Source organism: Pseudomonas sp. Tof1 (assembly GCF_055390395.1).
Map to the genome: position 1 here is coordinate 1997172 of NZ_AP024344.1, position 16721 is coordinate 2013892.

General features: G+C 65.1%; 13 protein-coding genes and 1 pseudogene. 1 reads left to right on the plus strand and 13 read right to left on the minus strand.

The annotated features are described in order from the left end of the window. Positions 1 to 101: 101 nt before the first annotated feature. Complete coding sequence (recR, locus tag ACZ5KU_RS09285; RefSeq protein ID WP_054060348.1) at positions 102 to 704, plus strand: recombination mediator RecR; 603 nt, start codon at positions 102 to 104, stop codon at positions 702 to 704. 51 nt (positions 705 to 755) lie between these two features. Here recR and ACZ5KU_RS09290 read toward each other — a convergent pair whose 3' ends face one another. From ACZ5KU_RS09290 to ACZ5KU_RS09350, 13 genes and pseudogenes are all read right to left on the minus strand, one after another. Beyond that, positions 756 to 1088: a hypothetical protein gene (locus ACZ5KU_RS09290; protein WP_241494419.1), complete on the minus strand. Its 333-nt coding sequence runs from the start codon at positions 1086 to 1088 to the stop codon at positions 756 to 758. Positions 1089 to 1238: 150 nt separating this feature from the next. Further along, positions 1239 to 2165 carry a glycosyltransferase family 2 protein gene (locus ACZ5KU_RS09295; RefSeq protein WP_054060349.1) on the minus strand — a complete coding sequence of 309 codons (927 nt, stop codon included), beginning with the start codon at positions 2163 to 2165 and terminating at the stop codon, positions 1239 to 1241. Between the two features lie 3 nt (positions 2166 to 2168). Then, positions 2169 to 3593 carry a lipid II flippase MurJ gene (locus ACZ5KU_RS09300; protein ID WP_273824105.1) on the minus strand — a complete coding sequence of 475 codons (1425 nt, stop codon included), beginning with the start codon at positions 3591 to 3593 and terminating at the stop codon, positions 2169 to 2171. Between the two features lie 9 nt (positions 3594 to 3602). After that, positions 3603 to 4424 (minus strand): acyltransferase, encoded by an 822-nt coding sequence (locus ACZ5KU_RS09305; protein WP_054063889.1) that lies wholly within the window; start codon positions 4422 to 4424, stop codon positions 3603 to 3605. Further along, entirely contained in the window at positions 4421 to 5809 is a 1389-nt protein-coding gene (locus ACZ5KU_RS09310) for an O-antigen ligase family protein (protein WP_054063888.1), read from the minus strand. Before ACZ5KU_RS09310 ends, ACZ5KU_RS09305 begins: the two co-directional genes overlap by 4 nt. Then, entirely contained in the window at positions 5809 to 6909 is a 1101-nt protein-coding gene (locus ACZ5KU_RS09315; RefSeq protein WP_054061493.1) for a glycosyltransferase family 4 protein, read from the minus strand. Before ACZ5KU_RS09315 ends, ACZ5KU_RS09310 begins: the two co-directional genes overlap by 1 nt. Further along, positions 6900 to 8120, minus strand: a complete 1221-nt coding sequence (locus ACZ5KU_RS09320) for a glycosyltransferase family 4 protein (protein ID WP_054061496.1) — start codon at positions 8118 to 8120, stop codon at positions 6900 to 6902. Before ACZ5KU_RS09320 ends, ACZ5KU_RS09315 begins: the two co-directional genes overlap by 10 nt. Further along, positions 8117 to 9450, minus strand: a pseudogene (locus ACZ5KU_RS09325) (beta-galactosidase). The gene ACZ5KU_RS09320 and the pseudogene ACZ5KU_RS09325 overlap by 4 nt, the downstream one beginning before the upstream one ends. Beyond that, on the minus strand, positions 9440 to 10630 hold the full coding sequence (locus ACZ5KU_RS09330) for a glycosyltransferase (RefSeq protein WP_054063887.1): 1191 nt from the start codon (positions 10628 to 10630) through the stop codon (positions 9440 to 9442). Before ACZ5KU_RS09330 ends, ACZ5KU_RS09325 begins: the two are co-directional and overlap by 11 nt. After that, entirely contained in the window at positions 10630 to 12624 is a 1995-nt protein-coding gene (locus ACZ5KU_RS09335; RefSeq protein ID WP_054057070.1) for a GumC family protein, read from the minus strand. Before ACZ5KU_RS09335 ends, ACZ5KU_RS09330 begins: the two co-directional genes overlap by 1 nt. Before the next feature lie 18 nt (positions 12625 to 12642). Beyond that, positions 12643 to 13404, minus strand: coding sequence for a polysaccharide biosynthesis/export family protein (locus ACZ5KU_RS09340; protein ID WP_464737058.1), 762 nt, complete (start codon positions 13402 to 13404; stop codon positions 12643 to 12645). 80 nt (positions 13405 to 13484) lie between these two features. Continuing rightward, the gene (locus ACZ5KU_RS09345; protein ID WP_464737059.1) at positions 13485 to 14942 is read right to left on the minus strand and encodes a mannose-1-phosphate guanylyltransferase/mannose-6-phosphate isomerase; all 1458 of its coding nucleotides are present in this window, start codon (positions 14940 to 14942) and stop codon (positions 13485 to 13487) included. Position 14943: 1 nt separating this feature from the next. Then, a complete protein-coding gene (locus ACZ5KU_RS09350) occupies positions 14944 to 16380 on the minus strand; it encodes an undecaprenyl-phosphate glucose phosphotransferase (RefSeq protein WP_054057073.1) in 1437 nt (478 codons plus the stop codon). Positions 16381 to 16721: the final 341 nt, after the last annotated feature.

Genomic DNA, 16721 nt, shown 5'->3' on the forward strand with positions numbered 1-16721 from the left:
GCCTGGCATCGTCGTTTCCGGGGCTCGCGGCCGGCGTATTTGACGCTGGCCGGAGCCGCGGGTATAAACCGCCTCTCGCAGTTTTGTCGGACCTATCGCCCATGAGCTTCAGCCCCCTGATTCGCCAACTGATCGACGCTTTCCGGGTTCTGCCCGGTGTCGGCCAGAAAACCGCCCAGCGCATGGCCCTGCAACTGCTCGAGCGTGATCGCAGCGGCGGTGCGCGCCTGGCCCAGGCGTTGGCCCAGGCCATGGACGGGGTCGGGCACTGCCGTCAGTGCCGCACCCTGACCGAGGACGACCTGTGCCCGCAGTGCGCCGACCCTCGGCGTGACGACAGCCTGCTGTGTGTGGTCGAAGGGCCGATGGATGTCTATGCGGTGGAGCAGACCGGCTATCGCGGTCGCTACTTCGTGCTCAAGGGCCACCTGTCGCCGCTCGACGGCCTCGGCCCGGAGGCTATCGGTATTCCGCAACTGCTGGCGCGGATCGAAGAGCAGGGCAGTTTCACCGAGGTCATCCTCGCCACCAACCCGACGGTCGAGGGCGAGGCTACGGCGCACTACATTGCCCAATTGCTGACCAACAAGGGGCTGGTCACCTCGCGTATCGCCCATGGCGTGCCGCTGGGCGGCGAGCTGGAGTTGGTGGACGGCGGCACCCTGGCACATTCGTTCGCCGGTCGTAAACCGATCACCTTGTAAGGGCAGCGGCCATCCCGATGAGGGGCGACACGCCTGGTGTTGCTGTCGGCTTCAGGACGTCAGCAACAGCATGATCTGGTCCAGGCGGGTGTTGGCCACCCAAGCCACCAGCGTGCCCAGGAGGGTCGCACCGCCAGCCATGTAGGCCAGACGGGCACGGATGGATTTTACATCGCTGCGCACTTCGCCAAGGTCACGGTGGATGTATTCGAAGCGGGTTTCCAGTTCGGTGATGCGCGGTTCCATGGTGCTGCCTCCAGAGGCGGCGTTCTGCTTGGCCAGGCTGTCGGGACCGGCGGATGGCTGCACGGGATCGTGGTTGTCCGGCCACCGGTAGGCAGGTTGCAGGTGCGGTGTGACATAGCGCTTGAGCTCGACTTCCATGTGATTTTTTGTCCTCGAAGGTCCAGGCTCCGGGCGCCATCGCCCGGATAAAAGACACTTCAAAAACTCGCTCTATTTGGCTGGCGGGTCAATTGAGGCGATTCCCTGATATCTATCGGAAAAGTCGCCAGGGCGGCAGTGCTTGTCCGGTCAGGCATAGGGGCCGTCCCAGTAGCGCTTGTACATGCCCAGGCTTTTCTTCAGGCCCTTGGGCAGGTAGCGCTCCTGCTGGCTGAGTTTGTAGGCGAACAGCTTCACCGCATTGCGCAGCAGCGAGCCAGGCCAGGCCGCCAGGCGCCTGGGGCCGAGGAATTTCAGCTCGGACAGCACATAGCGCAAGCCTTCGCCGCCCGCGCCGCCGAATGCCTGGCGAATCCACGGTTCGCGGGCATGGAACACGCCGATATCGAAGTAGCGGCGAAACTCTTCCCAGAGGGTGTAGTTGTGCGAATGCCGGCAGCAGGCGCTGCCCTCGTAGGCGACTTTCCAGCCGGCCAGCAGCATCTTCGCGGCTACGTACATGTCTTCGGACAGAATCACGTGCTGTGGGAAACCGCCGACCTGCACCAGTGCCTGGCGCCGGTAGGCACAGAAGGAGTTGGAAGCGAACGCGGTCTTGATGCCCAGGCGTGGCGCGTCCTCCAGGCTCTTGACCTGGGAGGTGGGCGGGTAGTTGAACAGCCGCGCGTGCTCGGCCAGCGGGCTGGCGTCCAGGTGTGCCAGTTGCCGGCCGCAGACCGCACCGATGCGTTCGTCGGTGAACGGCCAGGCGATGTTGGCCAGTGCCTCGGGATCTTCCAGGTAGGCATCCTGGGTCATGAACACGTAGACGTCGTACTCCGGGTGGCGCTCGACCATCATCTGCCGGGTGCCGCCGTGGTTGAAGTCCCTGCTGTCGATGCGCAGGACATTGGGGCAGCGGGACTCGGCCAGCTCGAAGGTGCCGTCGCTGGAGCTGGAGTCCACGATCAGGGTATCGAACACCGCCGTCTGGCGGTCGAGGGAGTCGAGCAGGCGTTCCAGGTCCCGACGGCCGTTATAGGTCGGGATCACACAGGCCACTTTGAGAGTCGACATGGTTCAGCCTCCAGGAATTGCCGCCGGCCGCCAGGGACGCAACCAGCAGGCCAGGGCGATCAGCAGCGCCAGGCTGTAGAGGGTGCTCAGGCCCAGTTGCAGCCAGGTCCCCGAGAGCGGGTGCAGCACCAGGGCGGCGCTGATCATCACGCCGAGCCCCAGCAGCCAGTGGCTGCGCCAGGGCACTTCGGCCAGCAGTTGCTGGCGGCGCATCAGCAGCAGGCCGGTGAGGATCACGCCGCAGACGGCCGCCAGGGCGATTCCGACCAGACCGAAGACATACGGCAGCACTGCCAGCAGCAGGGCGTTGAGCAGGCTGCCGGCCAGTTCGCAGTTGAGCGGCATGCGCGTATCGCCGGCGGCGTAGGCGTAGCGGGCGAGCAGGGCGTTCCAGGCGCCGAACATCAGCGGTACGGCGAACCACGCCAGCAGTTCCGGCAGCGGGCTGTCGGCGGCCTGGTTGGGCAGCAGCAGGCTGACCAGCGCGGCGGCGGCGCCGATCAACCCGGCCACGGCCGGCAGGGTCAGCAGGGTGGCACTGGCCAGGCCCTTGCGCAGCAACGACAGACGCTCGCTGCCGGCGCTGCCGCTCATCAGTCCGAGCAGTACCTGGTTCAGGCTCATCAGGGCGATCAGCGGCAGGTTGATCAGCTTGCGCGCCAGATTGATCCAGGTGACCGCGCCTTCACCCAGCAGCGAGGCGACCATCCGTTCCAGCAGGGCCAGGCCCTGGCTCGCCAGGTTGCTGCTCAGCAGCGGGCCGATCTGCTTGAGCAACTCGCGGCCGGCACCGGGGGCGTGTGCCGCCTGCCAGGGTTTCCAGCCGCTGCGCAACAACGACGGCAGCAGCACCGTCGGCATCAGCAGGCTGCCCAGCACGCAGGCGCCGGCCAGGCCGGTCGGCGTCGCCGCATGGCGCAGAATGGCCAGGTACAGCACCGGCGGCAGGTTGAACAGCAGCGAGCCGAGCCCGGCCAGGACGAAGCGCGAACGCGCCTGCAAGGGCACGCAGAACAGCCCATGGAGGATGAAGCCCGGCGCGCACCAGGCCAGCCAGTGCAGGCTGCCGCTGGCCAGTTGATAGCCCTGGCTGTCGAGGCCGGGGCCGATCAGTCGGACCCACAGCGGTGCGCCGATGCTGAGTACGCCGCCCACCAGCACGCCGCCCAGCAGCAGGCGTGGCGCCAGCGCCCCGAGCCAGTTGGCCTGGTCGCCAACCGAGCGTTGCTGGTACAGCGGCAGTGCCGCCGCGCTGAGCAGGCCGGCGGCCAGCGCCATGCGCAGGGCTTCCGGCAGAAACAGCGCGACGAGGAAACTGTCGCTGCGCCCACCGGCGCCCCAGGCCGCCACCAGCAGCCACTCGCGGGCGAAACCGGCGGCCAGGCCGGTGAGGGTCGCCAGGGTCAGCCAGAGGGTCGATCCGAACATCGGCGTGGCTCAGTGGAACAAAGTGAACAGGCCTTTGCCGCCCACCTTGTAGTTGAGGCCACGGCAACGTTCGCCCTTGATCGCCGCATCCGGGCCGCCGACGATGGCGTAGGCCGGAATCGGCTTGGACACCACGCACTGGCCACCGACCACCGCGCCCTCGCCGATGTCGGCACCGAAGGACAGCAGCGCACGGCTGGCGATCCAGGCGTAGTCGCGGATATACACCGGCCCACCGACCGCCCAGAATTCCGGCGCGTGGACATCATGCCCGCCAGCGATGATCAGTACGTGGGAAGCAATGGTCACGTGGTCGCCGATGATCAGTCCGCCGCGGGCATCCAGCTGGCAGTGCCAGCCGACCGTGCTGTCGTTGCCGATGCGCAGGCTGTCGACACCCAGCACCTCGGTGTTGCGCCAGACCGTCGAGCCCTTGCCGATTTTCGCCCCGCCCAGACGCAGCCAGAGCAGGCGCAGGGTGTGACTGGGGATCTTGCAGATGAGGATGTTGTAGGCCAGTTCCCACCAGCGCAGCATGCGGTCGCGCAGGGTCGGCCAGTTGATGCCGTAGAGCGGGATCAGCGCGCCCTTGATTTCGCGCCCGAGCAGGGCATAGAAACGCCGGGCCAGCGGGTTTTCGATACGTGGTTCGATGTTCAGGTAGCTGATGAAGCACAGCACGTTGCCCTTGAGCGGTTGTTCGAAGCAGACATCGTTTTCCAGCATCCAGTCATAGGCGGCTTGCAGTTCCTCCAGGCTGACGGCCATCTTCTCTGCGTATTCGGGCAGGGCCTCTCGCAGGTTCTGCGAGTGCAACATACGGTGTTTCATGGGTGGGCTCCAGAAAGGCTCGAGGCCTTGGGCTTGAGGCGTCGGGCTTCGTGCAGGTTCAGGCCCAGCAGCAGCCAGAACAGGGCGATCAGTACCTGGGTGAAGCTGAAATAGTGGTCGAAGATACCACTGAGCAGGGCGGCCACCAGGCCGGCGGTGCTACCGAGCCAGAGGGCATTGTCCGCGGTCAGGCGGATGGTCTCCTGGTGGGGGCGGGTTTCCCGCCACCAGCTCCAGATGACCGTGACGAACAGCAGCATGCCGGGAATGCCGAGCTTGTAGATGAAGTTCAGCCACAGGTTGGATATCCCCCAGAGGCCGGTACCGGGCACTGGGGGCTCGGTCTTGAAGCCGATACCGAAGGGGAACATCGCCATGGCCTGCGGGAAGTGCGCGTACTCGTCGAAGCGCACGCTGGTACTGGCATCGTTGGTGGAGAAGAGGGTCAGCAGGCGATCCTGCAGCGGCGGATAGAACATCAGCAGGAGGGCGCCGAAGGCCACGCCGCCCATCAGCAGGCGACCGGTGTAGGGCACGCGCTTGCGCGCCAGCCAGATCAGCACCACGATCAGGCTCAGCAGCGCGCCGCGCGAGCCGCTCAGCAGCAGGGCGACCGCGCCCAGGCCGGCGACGGCGAAGCCCAGCGCCCGTGGCCAGCCCTGCCGGGTCAGGCCGAAGCAGAAGGCCAGTGGCAGCAGCAGGGCCATGGCGCCGCCCGTGACGTTGGGATGCATCCATGGCGAGCCCATGCGATTGGACATCGCGCTGAGGCTGTCGCCCAGCACCGCGATACCGCCATAACCGAGCCTTTCCAGGATCGGCGTCATGCTGGTGGCGGTACCGTTCTTGAGGAACACCGGGATCGACAGCAAGAGCATCATCAGGGTGCCCAGCAGCAGGCCGGTCACCACCTGTTCGCGGGCCTTCGGCGTATTCAGCAGGCGTGGCACCAGGAACAGCACCGAGAGGTTGAGCAACCAGCGGATCCAGTTCACCGGGCCGTTGCCCTCGGCGTTCACCGTCAGTTGGCCGACGACGAAGGGAAAGGCGCTGAACAGCATCAACGCCACCAGCAGACGCTCGGTACGCAGCAACGGCGGCTTGTCCGGCAGGTTGTTGAACATGGCCTGCACCAGCACACTGCCCCAGACCAGCAGGATCAGCGCCTCGGACACCGTGGTGCGGATGCCGATCTGCACCGTCGAGTAGGGCAGGAAGGTGGCGAGTACGCTGAACAGCAACAGGCCCCACAGCGGGTGGCGGATGATCGTCACGATCCCGGCGATACCGACCAGCACTATCAGCACCTTGAAGGCCGGCAGCAGCCAGACCAGCACACCGAAGACCAGGCTGAACAGCAGTGCTATGGGCATCGCGATCGGCATTATTGCAGCTCCCCGAGCAATTGGTTGAAGCGTTCCCGGTAGGCGGCCGTGGCGTAACGGGCGGCCCACTCGCGCAAGGCGCCGGAATCTTCGGCCGGGGCCTCGGCCAGGCTCAGCATCAGGGCGGTCAGTGCCGGACTGTCGGTGGGCGAGAAGCGCGGGCTGTGCGGCGGGGTGATTTCATCCAGCGACGAACCGCTGGCGACCGCGACCGGCGTGCCGACGCTCAGCGCCTCGACCACCGGCAGGCCGAACCCTTCGGCGTAGGAGGGTTGCCACAACCGCTGGGCCTGGCGGTACACCGCGTGCAACTGGGCATCGCTGATACCGCTGAGGTAGTGCAGCCCCGGCAGGTGCCGCAGCGGCGAGGGCAGGTGCTCGGGGTCGCCGATCAGCACCAGTTCCGGGACCTGGTCCGATTGCTGGCGGGCGGTCTGCCAGGCACTGACGAACCAGGGGATATTCTTGCGCGGCTCGCGGGTCCCGACTGCCAGCCAGTAGCGCTCCGGCAACTGCAGGTCGGTGATGTCGGCCGGCTCGCCGCTGAAACCATCGACCAGGTTGGGCAGGACCCGGACCTTGTCGCGGGCCTGCGGGAACAGTTTGACCAGTTCGTCGGCGGTGTACTGCGAGGGTGTCCAGATCCGGTCGGCGACCTTCACCGAGTGACCGATCGACAGCCGGTCGGTGGCGCGATAGATCCGTCTCTTGATCTGCGAGCCGTGGCTGTTCTGCAGCGTCAGCTGGAACAGGTCGTGCAGTTGCAGCACATAGCGCATGCCGGCCGGCTTGCGGCCCAGGGGCAGGCCCATGTTGAAGTTGCAGATATAGACTTCCACCCCGGCCTCGCGCAGGGCACCGGGGAGGAAGCCGGCTTCGAACTTCAGGCGCAGGGGCAGCCGGTGAATGCCTTGCAGCGGCGCCTCCCAGCGTGGGCAATGAACGCGGCGGCGCAACGGATGATCATAGGGCGCCACACCGAACAGTTGCAGTTGCACCGCGGGGTTGGCCCGCAGGGCCTCTTCCAGTGCCAGGTTCTGACGGCCGATGCCGGTTTGGGTGTAGCCCGCCGTCGGGCGGTAATCCAGGCCTATGCGCATACGGACACTTCTTCTTTCTTGAGCTGTGGGAGTCGGGTGTAGACCGCTTCGAGCTGTGCGGCAGCCACGGCCCAGTCGTGTTCGGCCCTGACGTAGGCCCGGCCGGCGTCGGCGATCTGTTGCAGGCGCGCCGGGTCGGCCAGGGCGTCGGCGAGTATCCGGGCCAGCACTTGCGGGTCCTCGCTGCCCAGGTAGTGGCGGCCGTTCTCGACCTTCAGGCCCGAGCTGCCCTGGTCGGTGGTGACCACCGGCAGGCCGGCGGCCATGGCTTCCAGCACCTTGAGCTTGGAGCCGCCACCCTGGCGCAACGGGGCGAAGAACACCGAGGCGCGGCTTTGCAGGGTGCGCAGGTCGGGCACGAAGCCCTGCCACTCGATGCGTGGGTCGCTCCAGCGCTGGCGCCAGGCGTCCGGCAGGCCGTAGCCGGCAATGGCGAAGCGCACCTGCGGATTGAGCTTCCAGAGTGCCGGGAGGATTTCCTCCAGGGCCCACTCCACCGCATCCAGGTTCGGGCTGTATTCGTAGTTGCCGATGAACAGCAGGCGCTGGGCCGCAAGGTCAGGGGTCACGCCGGCGTAATGGCCGGTGTCGACGCCGTTGACCACCACGGCCACCGGCTTGCCGGTCTGTCCGTGCAGAACATCGGCATCGGCGTGGGTCACCGCGACCAGCTCGGTGGCCTGGCCGAACACCCGGGCCTCCCAGCGCCGGTAGCGCCACTGGTCGTACAGGGTGAAGGGTTTCAGCCAGCCGGGCAGCCGGTCGTAGCTGGCCGCACCGAGGGCCGACTCGACATTGTGCTCGGTGAGGATGAAGTCGCGCCCGCTGTCGATCAGTGGTTGCTCGAACGGCTGGAAACTGTAGCTGTGCTCGATCTGGATCACGTCCCAGTGTTCCTCCAGCAACTGGCGGAACTGCTGCTGCAACTGCGGCGCCGAGCCGTTGACGGCGGCCAGCATCGGGTAGGGCGCGAGCAGCGCGGTGAGCAGTGTGCGCAGGCTGCGCAGCGGCCGCCGCGGCACCACGATCAGTCGTTCCAGATGCGGCAGCAGGGTTTGGCGGGTGGCCTCGTCGAGCGCGCTCTTGGACTGCACCAGCAGGGTGATCCGGTGCCCACGGGCGGCCAGGCTGCGCAGCAGGTGGAATTGTCGGGTCTTGCCGCCGCTGGTGGTGGGCCAGGGCAGGTAGGGCAGAGTCCAGAGTATCTTCATGGCGACCACACCAACAGTTGCAGGCTGGTTTTCAGCGGTACGGTGACGGCCTGGCCGTCGCTCAGGTCGGTACGGCTGCCGGCCAGTGGATCGTACAGGGCTGCCTGGGTGACCCCGGGCAACTGCAGGCTGCTGCCGCTGGCGCTCCAGAACATCCACACGCGCGCTCCGTCGTTGCGGGTCCAGGTGACGCTGAACAGGTCGTCGGGGCATTGCGCAGGTTGGGCGTGTCGGCCGGTTGCAGTTTCGGGCCGGTCACTTCGAGGAAGTTCTTCAGCGCGGTATAGACCGGCTTGGGTTCGCCGTCGAGGTCTACCAGGCCGTAGAACTGATCCCGCGGGGTGGCCCGGGCGTCGAGGTCGCTGAGGTTGAACAGGAAGATCCGCTGGTAGTCCATCGCGCTCATCAGGGCCAGGCGACGCAGGGTGTAGTCCTGCTGGCCGGAGATGCCGATCAGCGCCTGCATTTCCCTGGGCCCGGCATAGCTCGACCAGCCCCATTCGGTGGCCCATACCTGCGATACCCCGGCGCCGTGCAGCGACTTGTTGAGGCTGTTGCCCTTGGTCAGGAAGTCCCTGGCCGTGGCGCTGTCGCCCTCGGGCAGCTCGGAATAGGGGTGGTAGGCGGCGATGAGGTTCTGGCTGGCCAGCCCCTGGCTGACCAGGTTGTCGAGCATCAGCCCCGGGGTGCTGTGCATCTGGCTGTAGTAGGCCAGGCCGGCGGTGGCCACCGGCTTGCCCGGGACCTTCGCGCGGATCGCCCTGGCGGTGGTGGTCAGCAGTTGGTAGTAGGCGGTGGGATCTTCCTTGGGTAGCCAGACGATGTTCGGCTCGTTCCACACCTGCCAGGTGTTCACCTGGGGATAGCGTTCGGCCAGGGTCGCCATGCGATCGGCGAACAGGTTGAAGTCCCTGGGCGGGTACTGGTCGGTGTTGCTGGCGCCGGCCGGTGCGCTGCTGGCAAAGGCCGGCGAGCCCACCAGGTAGGCGAGGATATTGTAGTTGTGCGCCTGCATCTGCTTCATCGCCGCATCGAGGGCGGCGATGTCATAGACCCCTTGCTGCGGCTCGATCATCGGCCAGTGGATGGTCAGGCGCACCCAGTTCAGGCCCAGCTCGTCGAGCCGGCTCATCTGCTTCTGGTAGATATCCGGCTCGAAATACTGGAACTGCACATTGACCCCGAGGAAGTCCTTCCACTCGATTGCCCGCGGCGCCTTGAGCAGCACCTGGGAGGAGGACTGGGCATCGGTGTCGCGCCACTGCAGGCTGCTGAGGACGCCGGCCAGAGCGACCAGCAACGGCACCCAGAGAATCGGTTTACGCCACATTTTCATGCCCTCGACAGGCCTGCTCGAACACCTGCAGGAAACGGTTGGCGGTCTGGCTCCAGACCCGCTGGTTGCCGATCATGCTGGCGTGTTCGGCCCAGCGGATCGCCAGTTCCGGGCTGGCGCACAGGTGACTGATCTCGGCCGCCAGGGCGGTGACGTTGCCCTGGGGAAAGATCACGCCGTTGCCCTGGGCGACTTCCTCGGCGAACGAGCGGGCGTCGGAGGTGATCGCGCCGCGCCCGCAGGCGGCGGCCCAGGACAAGGCGCCGCTGGTGCCACGCAGTTGGCCGAGCAGCTTGAGCTTGCTCGACTCGCGATAGGGCAGCACCATCACGTGGTGGGCCTGGATCACCTGGGGGATGTCCGCGGCCGGCAGGTCGAGCTGCCAGTCGATGCTGTCCTGCAGGCCGAGGCGCCGGATGTGCTGGCGCAGTTGATCGAGGTAGCTGCCGGACGGGCCGAAGGCCATTTCCGGTTCGCTGCCGCCGGCCAGGGTCAGGCGCAGCCTGCTGCGCAGTTCGGGTTGCTGGGTGAGGGTGATCGCCAGGGCGTCGAGCAGGTCCTCGATGCCCTTGCCGCGGTAGATGAAGCCGAAATACAGCAATTTCAGCGGCTCCAGCGGTGGCAGCGGCGCGGGTTCGATGGCCAGGTTGCCGTGGGGGATCACCGCCATCTGTTCGCCGCGCAGGCCCATGCGCTGGCGCAGGCATTGGCTGCCCGATCGGGTCAGGGTGATCAGCCGGGTCAGGCTGCGGGCCAGTTGCCGTTCCTCGCGCAGGCACAGCGGGTCGGCCAGCACCGTGGCCACCTGCGGCAGGGGCGAGGGCAGGCGGCTGGCCAGTGACAGCGGCCAGGGCAGGCGTTCGCGCCGCCAGACCAGGCGTTCCGGGTCGTGGATGGTGGCCGTCAGTGGCAACCGCGCAAAGCGTGCACGCAAGGCCTTCAGGGCATTGAACTCGGCGAGCCGGCCGCCACCGATTTCCGCGTGCACCAGGTCGATGCCCTGCCAGTCGTGGTCGGCCACCGCCCGGACCGCCCGCTGCGGGTCGTTGCCCAGCCCGGCCAGCGGTGTGCTGACGCGCACGCCCTGGCTCTCCAGGGCCGTCTTCAGGTGGCCGGCATAGTCGGCGATGCCGTTCTGTTCCGGCGGCAGGGGCGCGAGCAGAGCGATATGCATCAGGCGTGACTCCGCAACCGTGCCAAGGTATTGAGGACCCGCTCCGGAATCTCGAAGCGGCGCCGGTTGAGGATGATGCCGTCGACCCGCTTGAAGGCAGTGTTGAGGGTCGTCAGGGCATTTTCCAGAATCGGCACGGTGGTGGTTTCCGCTTCGATGATCAGGGTGATCAGGTCGGCCTGGCGCAGGATCACGAAGGCTTCCTGGTTGGAGAAGAACGCGCCGGCATTGAGCAGCAGGATCTCCCCCGGTTGCGCCGGGCCATCTCCTTCGACCCGTACGTTGTGGCCGCGCTGGCGCAGCAGTTCGCCAAGGTGTTCGATGACGAAGGTGACCCCTTCGCCGTGGCGGGCCGAGGTCAGGCCGATGCTCAGGCCGTGCTCGGCGACCCGTTCCAGCGGCAGCACGCCGTAGAGCCGGTACATGCTCGCGGTGAAGGCGGTACGCCGCTGCGGATTGTCGTCGCTGATGTCCTGCAGGCTGGTCCAGACCTTGACCCCGAAGCGCGACTCGATCTTGTCGCCGTCGTGGATACGCTGGTCCAGCAGGTAGAAGAAATACAGCGCCAGCAGGCCGACGGCCAGGCTCAGGGGAATTGCCAGCAGGATCATGCTCAGGCTCTTGGGGAAAACCCGGGCTTCGTTGAGGGTGGCCTGTTCGATCACCGCGATGTTGCTGATCCGGCTCTTGTCCAGTTCGCGGTCGATGCGGGCTTTCTCGGTGCTCTCGCTGTACAGCGCGAAGCTCTTCTCGGCGGCATCGAGTTCGCGTTGCAGGCGCGACATCTCCGGTTCGAGCGCCAGGGCCTGGCGGCGGTCCTGTTCCAGTTGTTCAAGCTGGGTCTTCTGCTGCGCGGCCTGGGTCTGCAGGCGGCTGAGGCTGGCCTGCTGGTCGGCGAAACTGTTCTGCAGGCGGGTGTAGACCGGGTTCGGGGCCAGGTTGTCGGAGCGCTGGACCACCGCATTCTGCGCCTTGAGCAGCTTCTCCAGGTTGGCGATGGCGGTGTCCATGGCCTTCACCGGTGGCGCGCCTTCCTTGAAGGTGCGCAGCATTTCCTGACGTTCGATCTGCTTGGAGTTGATCCGTTGCTGCAGGTCCTGGCGGTCGGGGTTGATACTCATCTGCCGACCGATGCTGATTTCTTTCTTCATGCTGTTGAGCTGCGCCTGGATCCGCTCCAGGCCGCTGCGGGTCGAGGCCACGGCACGGGTGGTGTTCAGGTGTTCGCCGCGCAGGTTGTTGAGATTGCGTGAGATATCGTTCAGGCGCTCGGAGATGCTCACCGCCCCCAGTTCGTTGAGGTGGGCCTCGATCTTTTTCTTGTAGTCGAGAATCCGCGCCTGGGTCGCCTTGCTTTCACTTTCATAGAAGGTATAGAGGCTCTTGCGTCCGAGGCTGCGGGTACGTTCCTGCTCGTACTGCTCGATCCAGCTCTGGACGATGGTCTGTGCCACCGCCGGGTTGTTCCAGGTGAAGCTGATTTCCATGACCGAAGAGCCGGGGGCGTGGGTCACGCTGAAGTTCTTCAGCAACTGGTCGGCCAGGCGTTCGACCGGGGTCTGCTTCTCCACCACCCCGAGCAGTTGCAGGAGCCCGCGACCGGCATCGGCCAGCGCTTGCACGGTGCTCTTGACCAGGGTCTTGACCGTCGCCAGGAAGCCTTCCTGTGGCGGCATCCTGGACAGCTCGTTGAGGTACTGCTCGGCCACCAGGCGGGCGATCGGGCGCCCGGTGAGCATGCGCTCCTCGTCGAGAATCGGATCGCGCTGGGCACTGGGAATGATGGTCGCCTGGCGATCGGAGATCTCGATCGGCAGGGTGCTGGTGTCGCGTCCCGGCTTGACCAGCAGCAATGCGGTGGACTCGTAGCGGTTGGGCAGCAGGAAGGCGCCCAGCAGGATGATGATGAGCGTCACCAGCACGGTGATTTTCACTTCGTGCTTGAAGATGAAGAACAGGCGCAACAAATCGCGGAAGGAGCGGATATTGATCATGTCTGTTGTCCTTAACGATCAGTTGCTGTTTTCACGCAGGTTGTAGTTCACCCCGATACCAATCGATTTCTGGAACGGAATCAGCTGGTTCAGGTACAGGTCGACCCACTCGATGCCGTTGCCCACGTGGGACTTGGGCACGAAGATCACGTCGCCGCGTTGCAGCAGTACCGGCGGGCGGTTGCTGACGCCGGCGAGCATGGTGTCGCGGTAGTCGAAGAAATAGGTCTTGTAGCGGCCGTTGTCTTCCTGGCGCAGCAGCGCGACGTTGCGGCTGTCACCCACCGGCAGCAGGCCGCCGGCACCGATCAGCGCCTGTTCCAGGGTGGTGGCGGTGGTCACCGAGAGGTTGTTCGGGTTGCGCACCGACCCCCCGACGAACACGGTGTTGCCCGGTGAAGTGGAAATGTTCACGGTCAGCGCCGAGTCCTGGTAGATGTTCTTGAGCTTGTCTTGCAGGAACAGGGTCAGCTCCTGTGGAGTCAGGCCCGCGGCCTTGACGTTGCCGATGTAGGGGTAGGCGAAGCTGCCGTCGTTCATCACGGTGAACAGCGTCAACTCATAGATGGAGTTGGCGGTGAAGGCGGAGATCGAGGGTGCCTCGCCGGTGTTGCGTACGATGCGCAAGGTATCGCCGGCACGGATCCGCTGTGCCGGCAGGGGCTTGCCGGCCAGCGCCTCGCCAGCCCTGTGACCTTCCTCGAGCACGTTTTTCTGCGGCAGCACCACCTTGGCCGGGATGCTGCAAGCGCTGAGTAATAGAACACTGAAGATCAGCAAGGGGTTTTCATTGGTCGGTCGTCCTGTCGTGCATGTTTACAGCTCCCTGACGGGCTTGGTGTTGGTGCGCTTGCCGCGCTTCAGGATTTGCCGGGTTCGACGGGAGCCCGCCCGTAGATATCGGTGAAGCGCACGATATCGTCCTCGCCCAGGTATTCGCCGCTCTGTACCTCGATCATCACCAGGTCGATCACCCCGGGGTTGACCAGGCGATGGGTCTTGCCCGGCTTGATGAAGGTCGATTCATTGGTGTCGAGCAGAAATTCGTTGTCGCCGTTGGTGACCCGCGCCATGCCGCTGACGACGATCCAGTGTTCGCTGCGGTGGTGGTGCATCTGCAGCGATAGCGAGGCGTTGGGCTTGACCATGATGCGCTTGATCTTGAAGCGTTTGCCCTCCTCGAGCACGGTATAGGTCCCCCATGGCCGGGTCACCGTCCGGTGCAGGCGGTAGGCTTCGTGGCCCTGGCGCTTGAGCTCCTGGGCGATGAGTCTCACGTCCTGGCTGCGCTTGCCGTCGGCGACCAGCAGGGCGTCAGGGGTGTCGATGATGATCAGGTCCTTGAGACCGACCCCGCCGACCAGGCGCTTGGGCGAGTCGATGTAGCAGTTGTTCACGTCGTACAGCACGGTTTCGCCGTTGCACTGGTTGCCGTTGGCATCGGCCGGGGTCAACTCGCGTACCGCCTGCCAGGAACCGATGTCGCTCCAGCCGAGCTGGCAGGGCACCACCGCGACCTTGCGCGAGCGTTCCATCAGCGCATAGTCGATGGAGATATCCGGGGCGAGCACCAGGGTCTTGCTGTCCAGTTCCAGTTGCAATTCCTGGCTGCCTTCGCGACTGTGGCTGTGGGCCAGGCATTCGTTCATGGCCGCCAGCACATCCGGGGCATGCTCCTGCAGTTCGCGCAGTACCGCGTCGGCGCGCATGCAGAACATGCCGGCGTTCCACAGGTGCAGGCCGCCGTCGACGTAGCGTTGGGCCGTGGCCGCATCGGGCTTCTCGACGAAGCGCGCGACCTGGAAGCTGCCGTCGTCCAGGGCCTGGCCCTTCTCGATATAGCCAAAGCCGGTTTCCGCCTTGGTCGGCACCAGGCCGAAGGTCACCAGCCAGCCCTGGTCCGCCAGTTTGCGCGCGCTCTGCACGGCCTTGGCGAAGGCCTCCAGGTCCTTGATCAGGTGATCCGCCGGCAGTACCAGCAATTGCGCATCCTCGCCGTACAACCGGCTGACATGCAGGGCGGCGGCGGCGATGGCCGGTGCGGTATTGCGGCCGAAGGGCTCGAGGATGAAATCCAGGGCCGTGCCGCCCTTGTTCAGCAGACGGTAGTCATCCAGGGTGCGGAAGAACACCTCGCGATTGGTCACGGTCAGCAGGCGCTGCACGTCGGCCAGGCCGGTGGCGCGGCGGAAGGTCTTCTGCAGCAGGCTCTCGCCATCCGGCAGGCGCATGAAGGGCTTGGGCATCGCTTCGCGGGAAACCGGCCAGAGTCGGGTACCGGCACCGCCGGCGATGATGCAGGGAATGAGCAGGCTCATTTCAGAAGGCCTCGCGTGTCAGGAGCACTGCCGGGACAGTGCGGAACAGAATGTAGAGATCGAACCAGATCGACCAGTTTTCGATGTACTCCAGATCGAACTCCACCCGTTTCTCGATCTTCTCCAGGGTATCGGTTTCACCACGGTAGCCGTTGATCTGCGCAAGCCCGGTGATACCCGGCTTGACCCGATGGCGCGAGGTGTATTCCTTCACCGCTTCCTCGAACAGGATGCCGGCGGCCTTGGTCGCCGTCGCATGGGGGCGCGGGCCGACCATGGACATGCTGCCGACGAACACGTTGAACAGTTGCGGCAGTTCGTCGAGGCTGGTCCTGCGGATGAAGCGTCCGACCCGGGTGATTCGCGGGTCGCCACGGGTGGTCTGTTTTTCGGCGTTGGCGTCGGCCTGGTGCTGGTGCATCGAGCGGAACTTGAACACCTCGATCAGCCGGTTGTTGTAGCCGTAGCGCTTCTGGCGAAACAGCACCGGCCCCGGCGAGTCGATCTTGATCGCTATCGCCACCAGCAGCATGATCGGTGACAGCAGGATCAGCGCCAGGCTCGACAGCACCATGTCCTCCAGGCGCTTGAACATCGGCGACCAGCCGCGCAGGGGGACTTCGGAGGCATTGAACATCGGCAGGTTGGCGACTTCGGTGATGCGGTTGTGGGCATGGCGGAAGGCGACCATGTCCGGCACCAGCAAGACGTTGACCGGCAACCGGCGCAGTTCGCGAATGATGTAGTCCATGCGGTTTTCCGCCGACCAGGGCAGGGCGACCAGCACCTGGGTGACCTTCTCCTCCCGGATCAGTTGTTCCAGGTCGCTGGAGTTGCCCAGCAGCGGCAGGTTGACCATGGTCTTGGGCAGCCGGCCGATACGGTCGTCGATGAAACCGATCACCCCGGAGCGGATGTCCTGGTGCTGGGACAGGTATTCGGCCAGGCGCTGGCCGTTCTCGGTGGCGCCGAGAATCACCGCGTTCTGCAGGAAAATGCCGCGTTGCATCAGTTGCTGGAACAGCGCCAGCAGGATCAGCCGCTCGATGCCGAACAATGTCAGGCTGGCGATGAACCAGACCAGCAGTTGCGTGTTGTCCAGGTAGTTGAACAGTTGCAGCCCATGGTGCATGAACAGCAGCAGGCAGAACGCCGAGGACCAGGCGAACAGGGTGATCTGGAAGCGCAGCATGTTGCTGAAGATCGCTTCGGCGTAGACGCCCAGCGCCTGGAAGATCAGTACGCTGATGACACCGAAGAACAGCAGGATGGCCAGGTAGCTCTCGGTGATGTCGGGGGTTTGCTTGCGCAGGTAAACCAGGAGCAGCAGGCCGGGCAGGATGGCGGTGAGCCCATGGACCAGGCGAATGCCGAACAGAAAGTACTCGACCATGCTGGGCCGGGTAAGGAACAGACTGTCGACTGGTTGCAAGCGCATTGAGACCCCCTTCCTTTTCTACCCTCTCGAAATGGCAGCTACGAAGCACTTCGGTAGGTAATTCCTATAGCAACGCTCCAGGTTTATTGCGCTGCCCCATCCCTGGTTGCCGGTTCCTCTGTCAGATGCAACCGGTCCTGGCTGTCATTCAGTCAAGGACAAGTCTGACTGCTCTAGTTGTATTCACCGACACATGTGTACATTTTTTCCTCCTGTGTACAGGGCACAGGCTTGAGTAAAGCTCATGAAACAGTCGGTCGCTAATTGAATGACACCCTGTCACTGAAAAATTTCCGACGTCGCTGTATTGACGGTCGAGGCCGGTCTAGAGCCGACGCGGG

Excerpts from the sequence above, each read along its gene's own strand:
- recR (WP_054060348.1), top strand. The coding sequence starts at position 102 with ATGAGCTTCAGCCCCCTGATTCGCCAACTGATCGACGCTTTCCGGGTT.
- ACZ5KU_RS09290 (WP_241494419.1), bottom strand. The coding sequence starts at position 1,088 with ATGGAAGTCGAGCTCAAGCGCTATGTCACACCGCACCTGCAACCTGCC.
- ACZ5KU_RS09295 (WP_054060349.1), bottom strand. The coding sequence starts at position 2,165 with ATGTCGACTCTCAAAGTGGCCTGTGTGATCCCGACCTATAACGGCCGT.
- ACZ5KU_RS09300 (WP_273824105.1), bottom strand. The coding sequence starts at position 3,593 with ATGTTCGGATCGACCCTCTGGCTGACCCTGGCGACCCTCACCGGCCTG.
- ACZ5KU_RS09305 (WP_054063889.1), bottom strand. The coding sequence starts at position 4,424 with ATGAAACACCGTATGTTGCACTCGCAGAACCTGCGAGAGGCCCTGCCC.
- ACZ5KU_RS09310 (WP_054063888.1), bottom strand. The coding sequence starts at position 5,809 with ATGCCGATCGCGATGCCCATAGCACTGCTGTTCAGCCTGGTCTTCGGT.
- ACZ5KU_RS09315 (WP_054061493.1), bottom strand. The coding sequence starts at position 6,909 with ATGCGCATAGGCCTGGATTACCGCCCGACGGCGGGCTACACCCAAACC.
- ACZ5KU_RS09320 (WP_054061496.1), bottom strand. The coding sequence starts at position 8,120 with ATGAAGATACTCTGGACTCTGCCCTACCTGCCCTGGCCCACCACCAGC.
- ACZ5KU_RS09330 (WP_054063887.1), bottom strand. The coding sequence starts at position 10,630 with ATGCATATCGCTCTGCTCGCGCCCCTGCCGCCGGAACAGAACGGCATC.
- ACZ5KU_RS09335 (WP_054057070.1), bottom strand. The coding sequence starts at position 12,624 with ATGATCAATATCCGCTCCTTCCGCGATTTGTTGCGCCTGTTCTTCATC.
- ACZ5KU_RS09345 (WP_464737059.1), bottom strand. The coding sequence starts at position 14,942 with ATGAGCCTGCTCATTCCCTGCATCATCGCCGGCGGTGCCGGTACCCGA.
- ACZ5KU_RS09350 (WP_054057073.1), bottom strand. The coding sequence starts at position 16,380 with ATGCGCTTGCAACCAGTCGACAGTCTGTTCCTTACCCGGCCCAGCATG.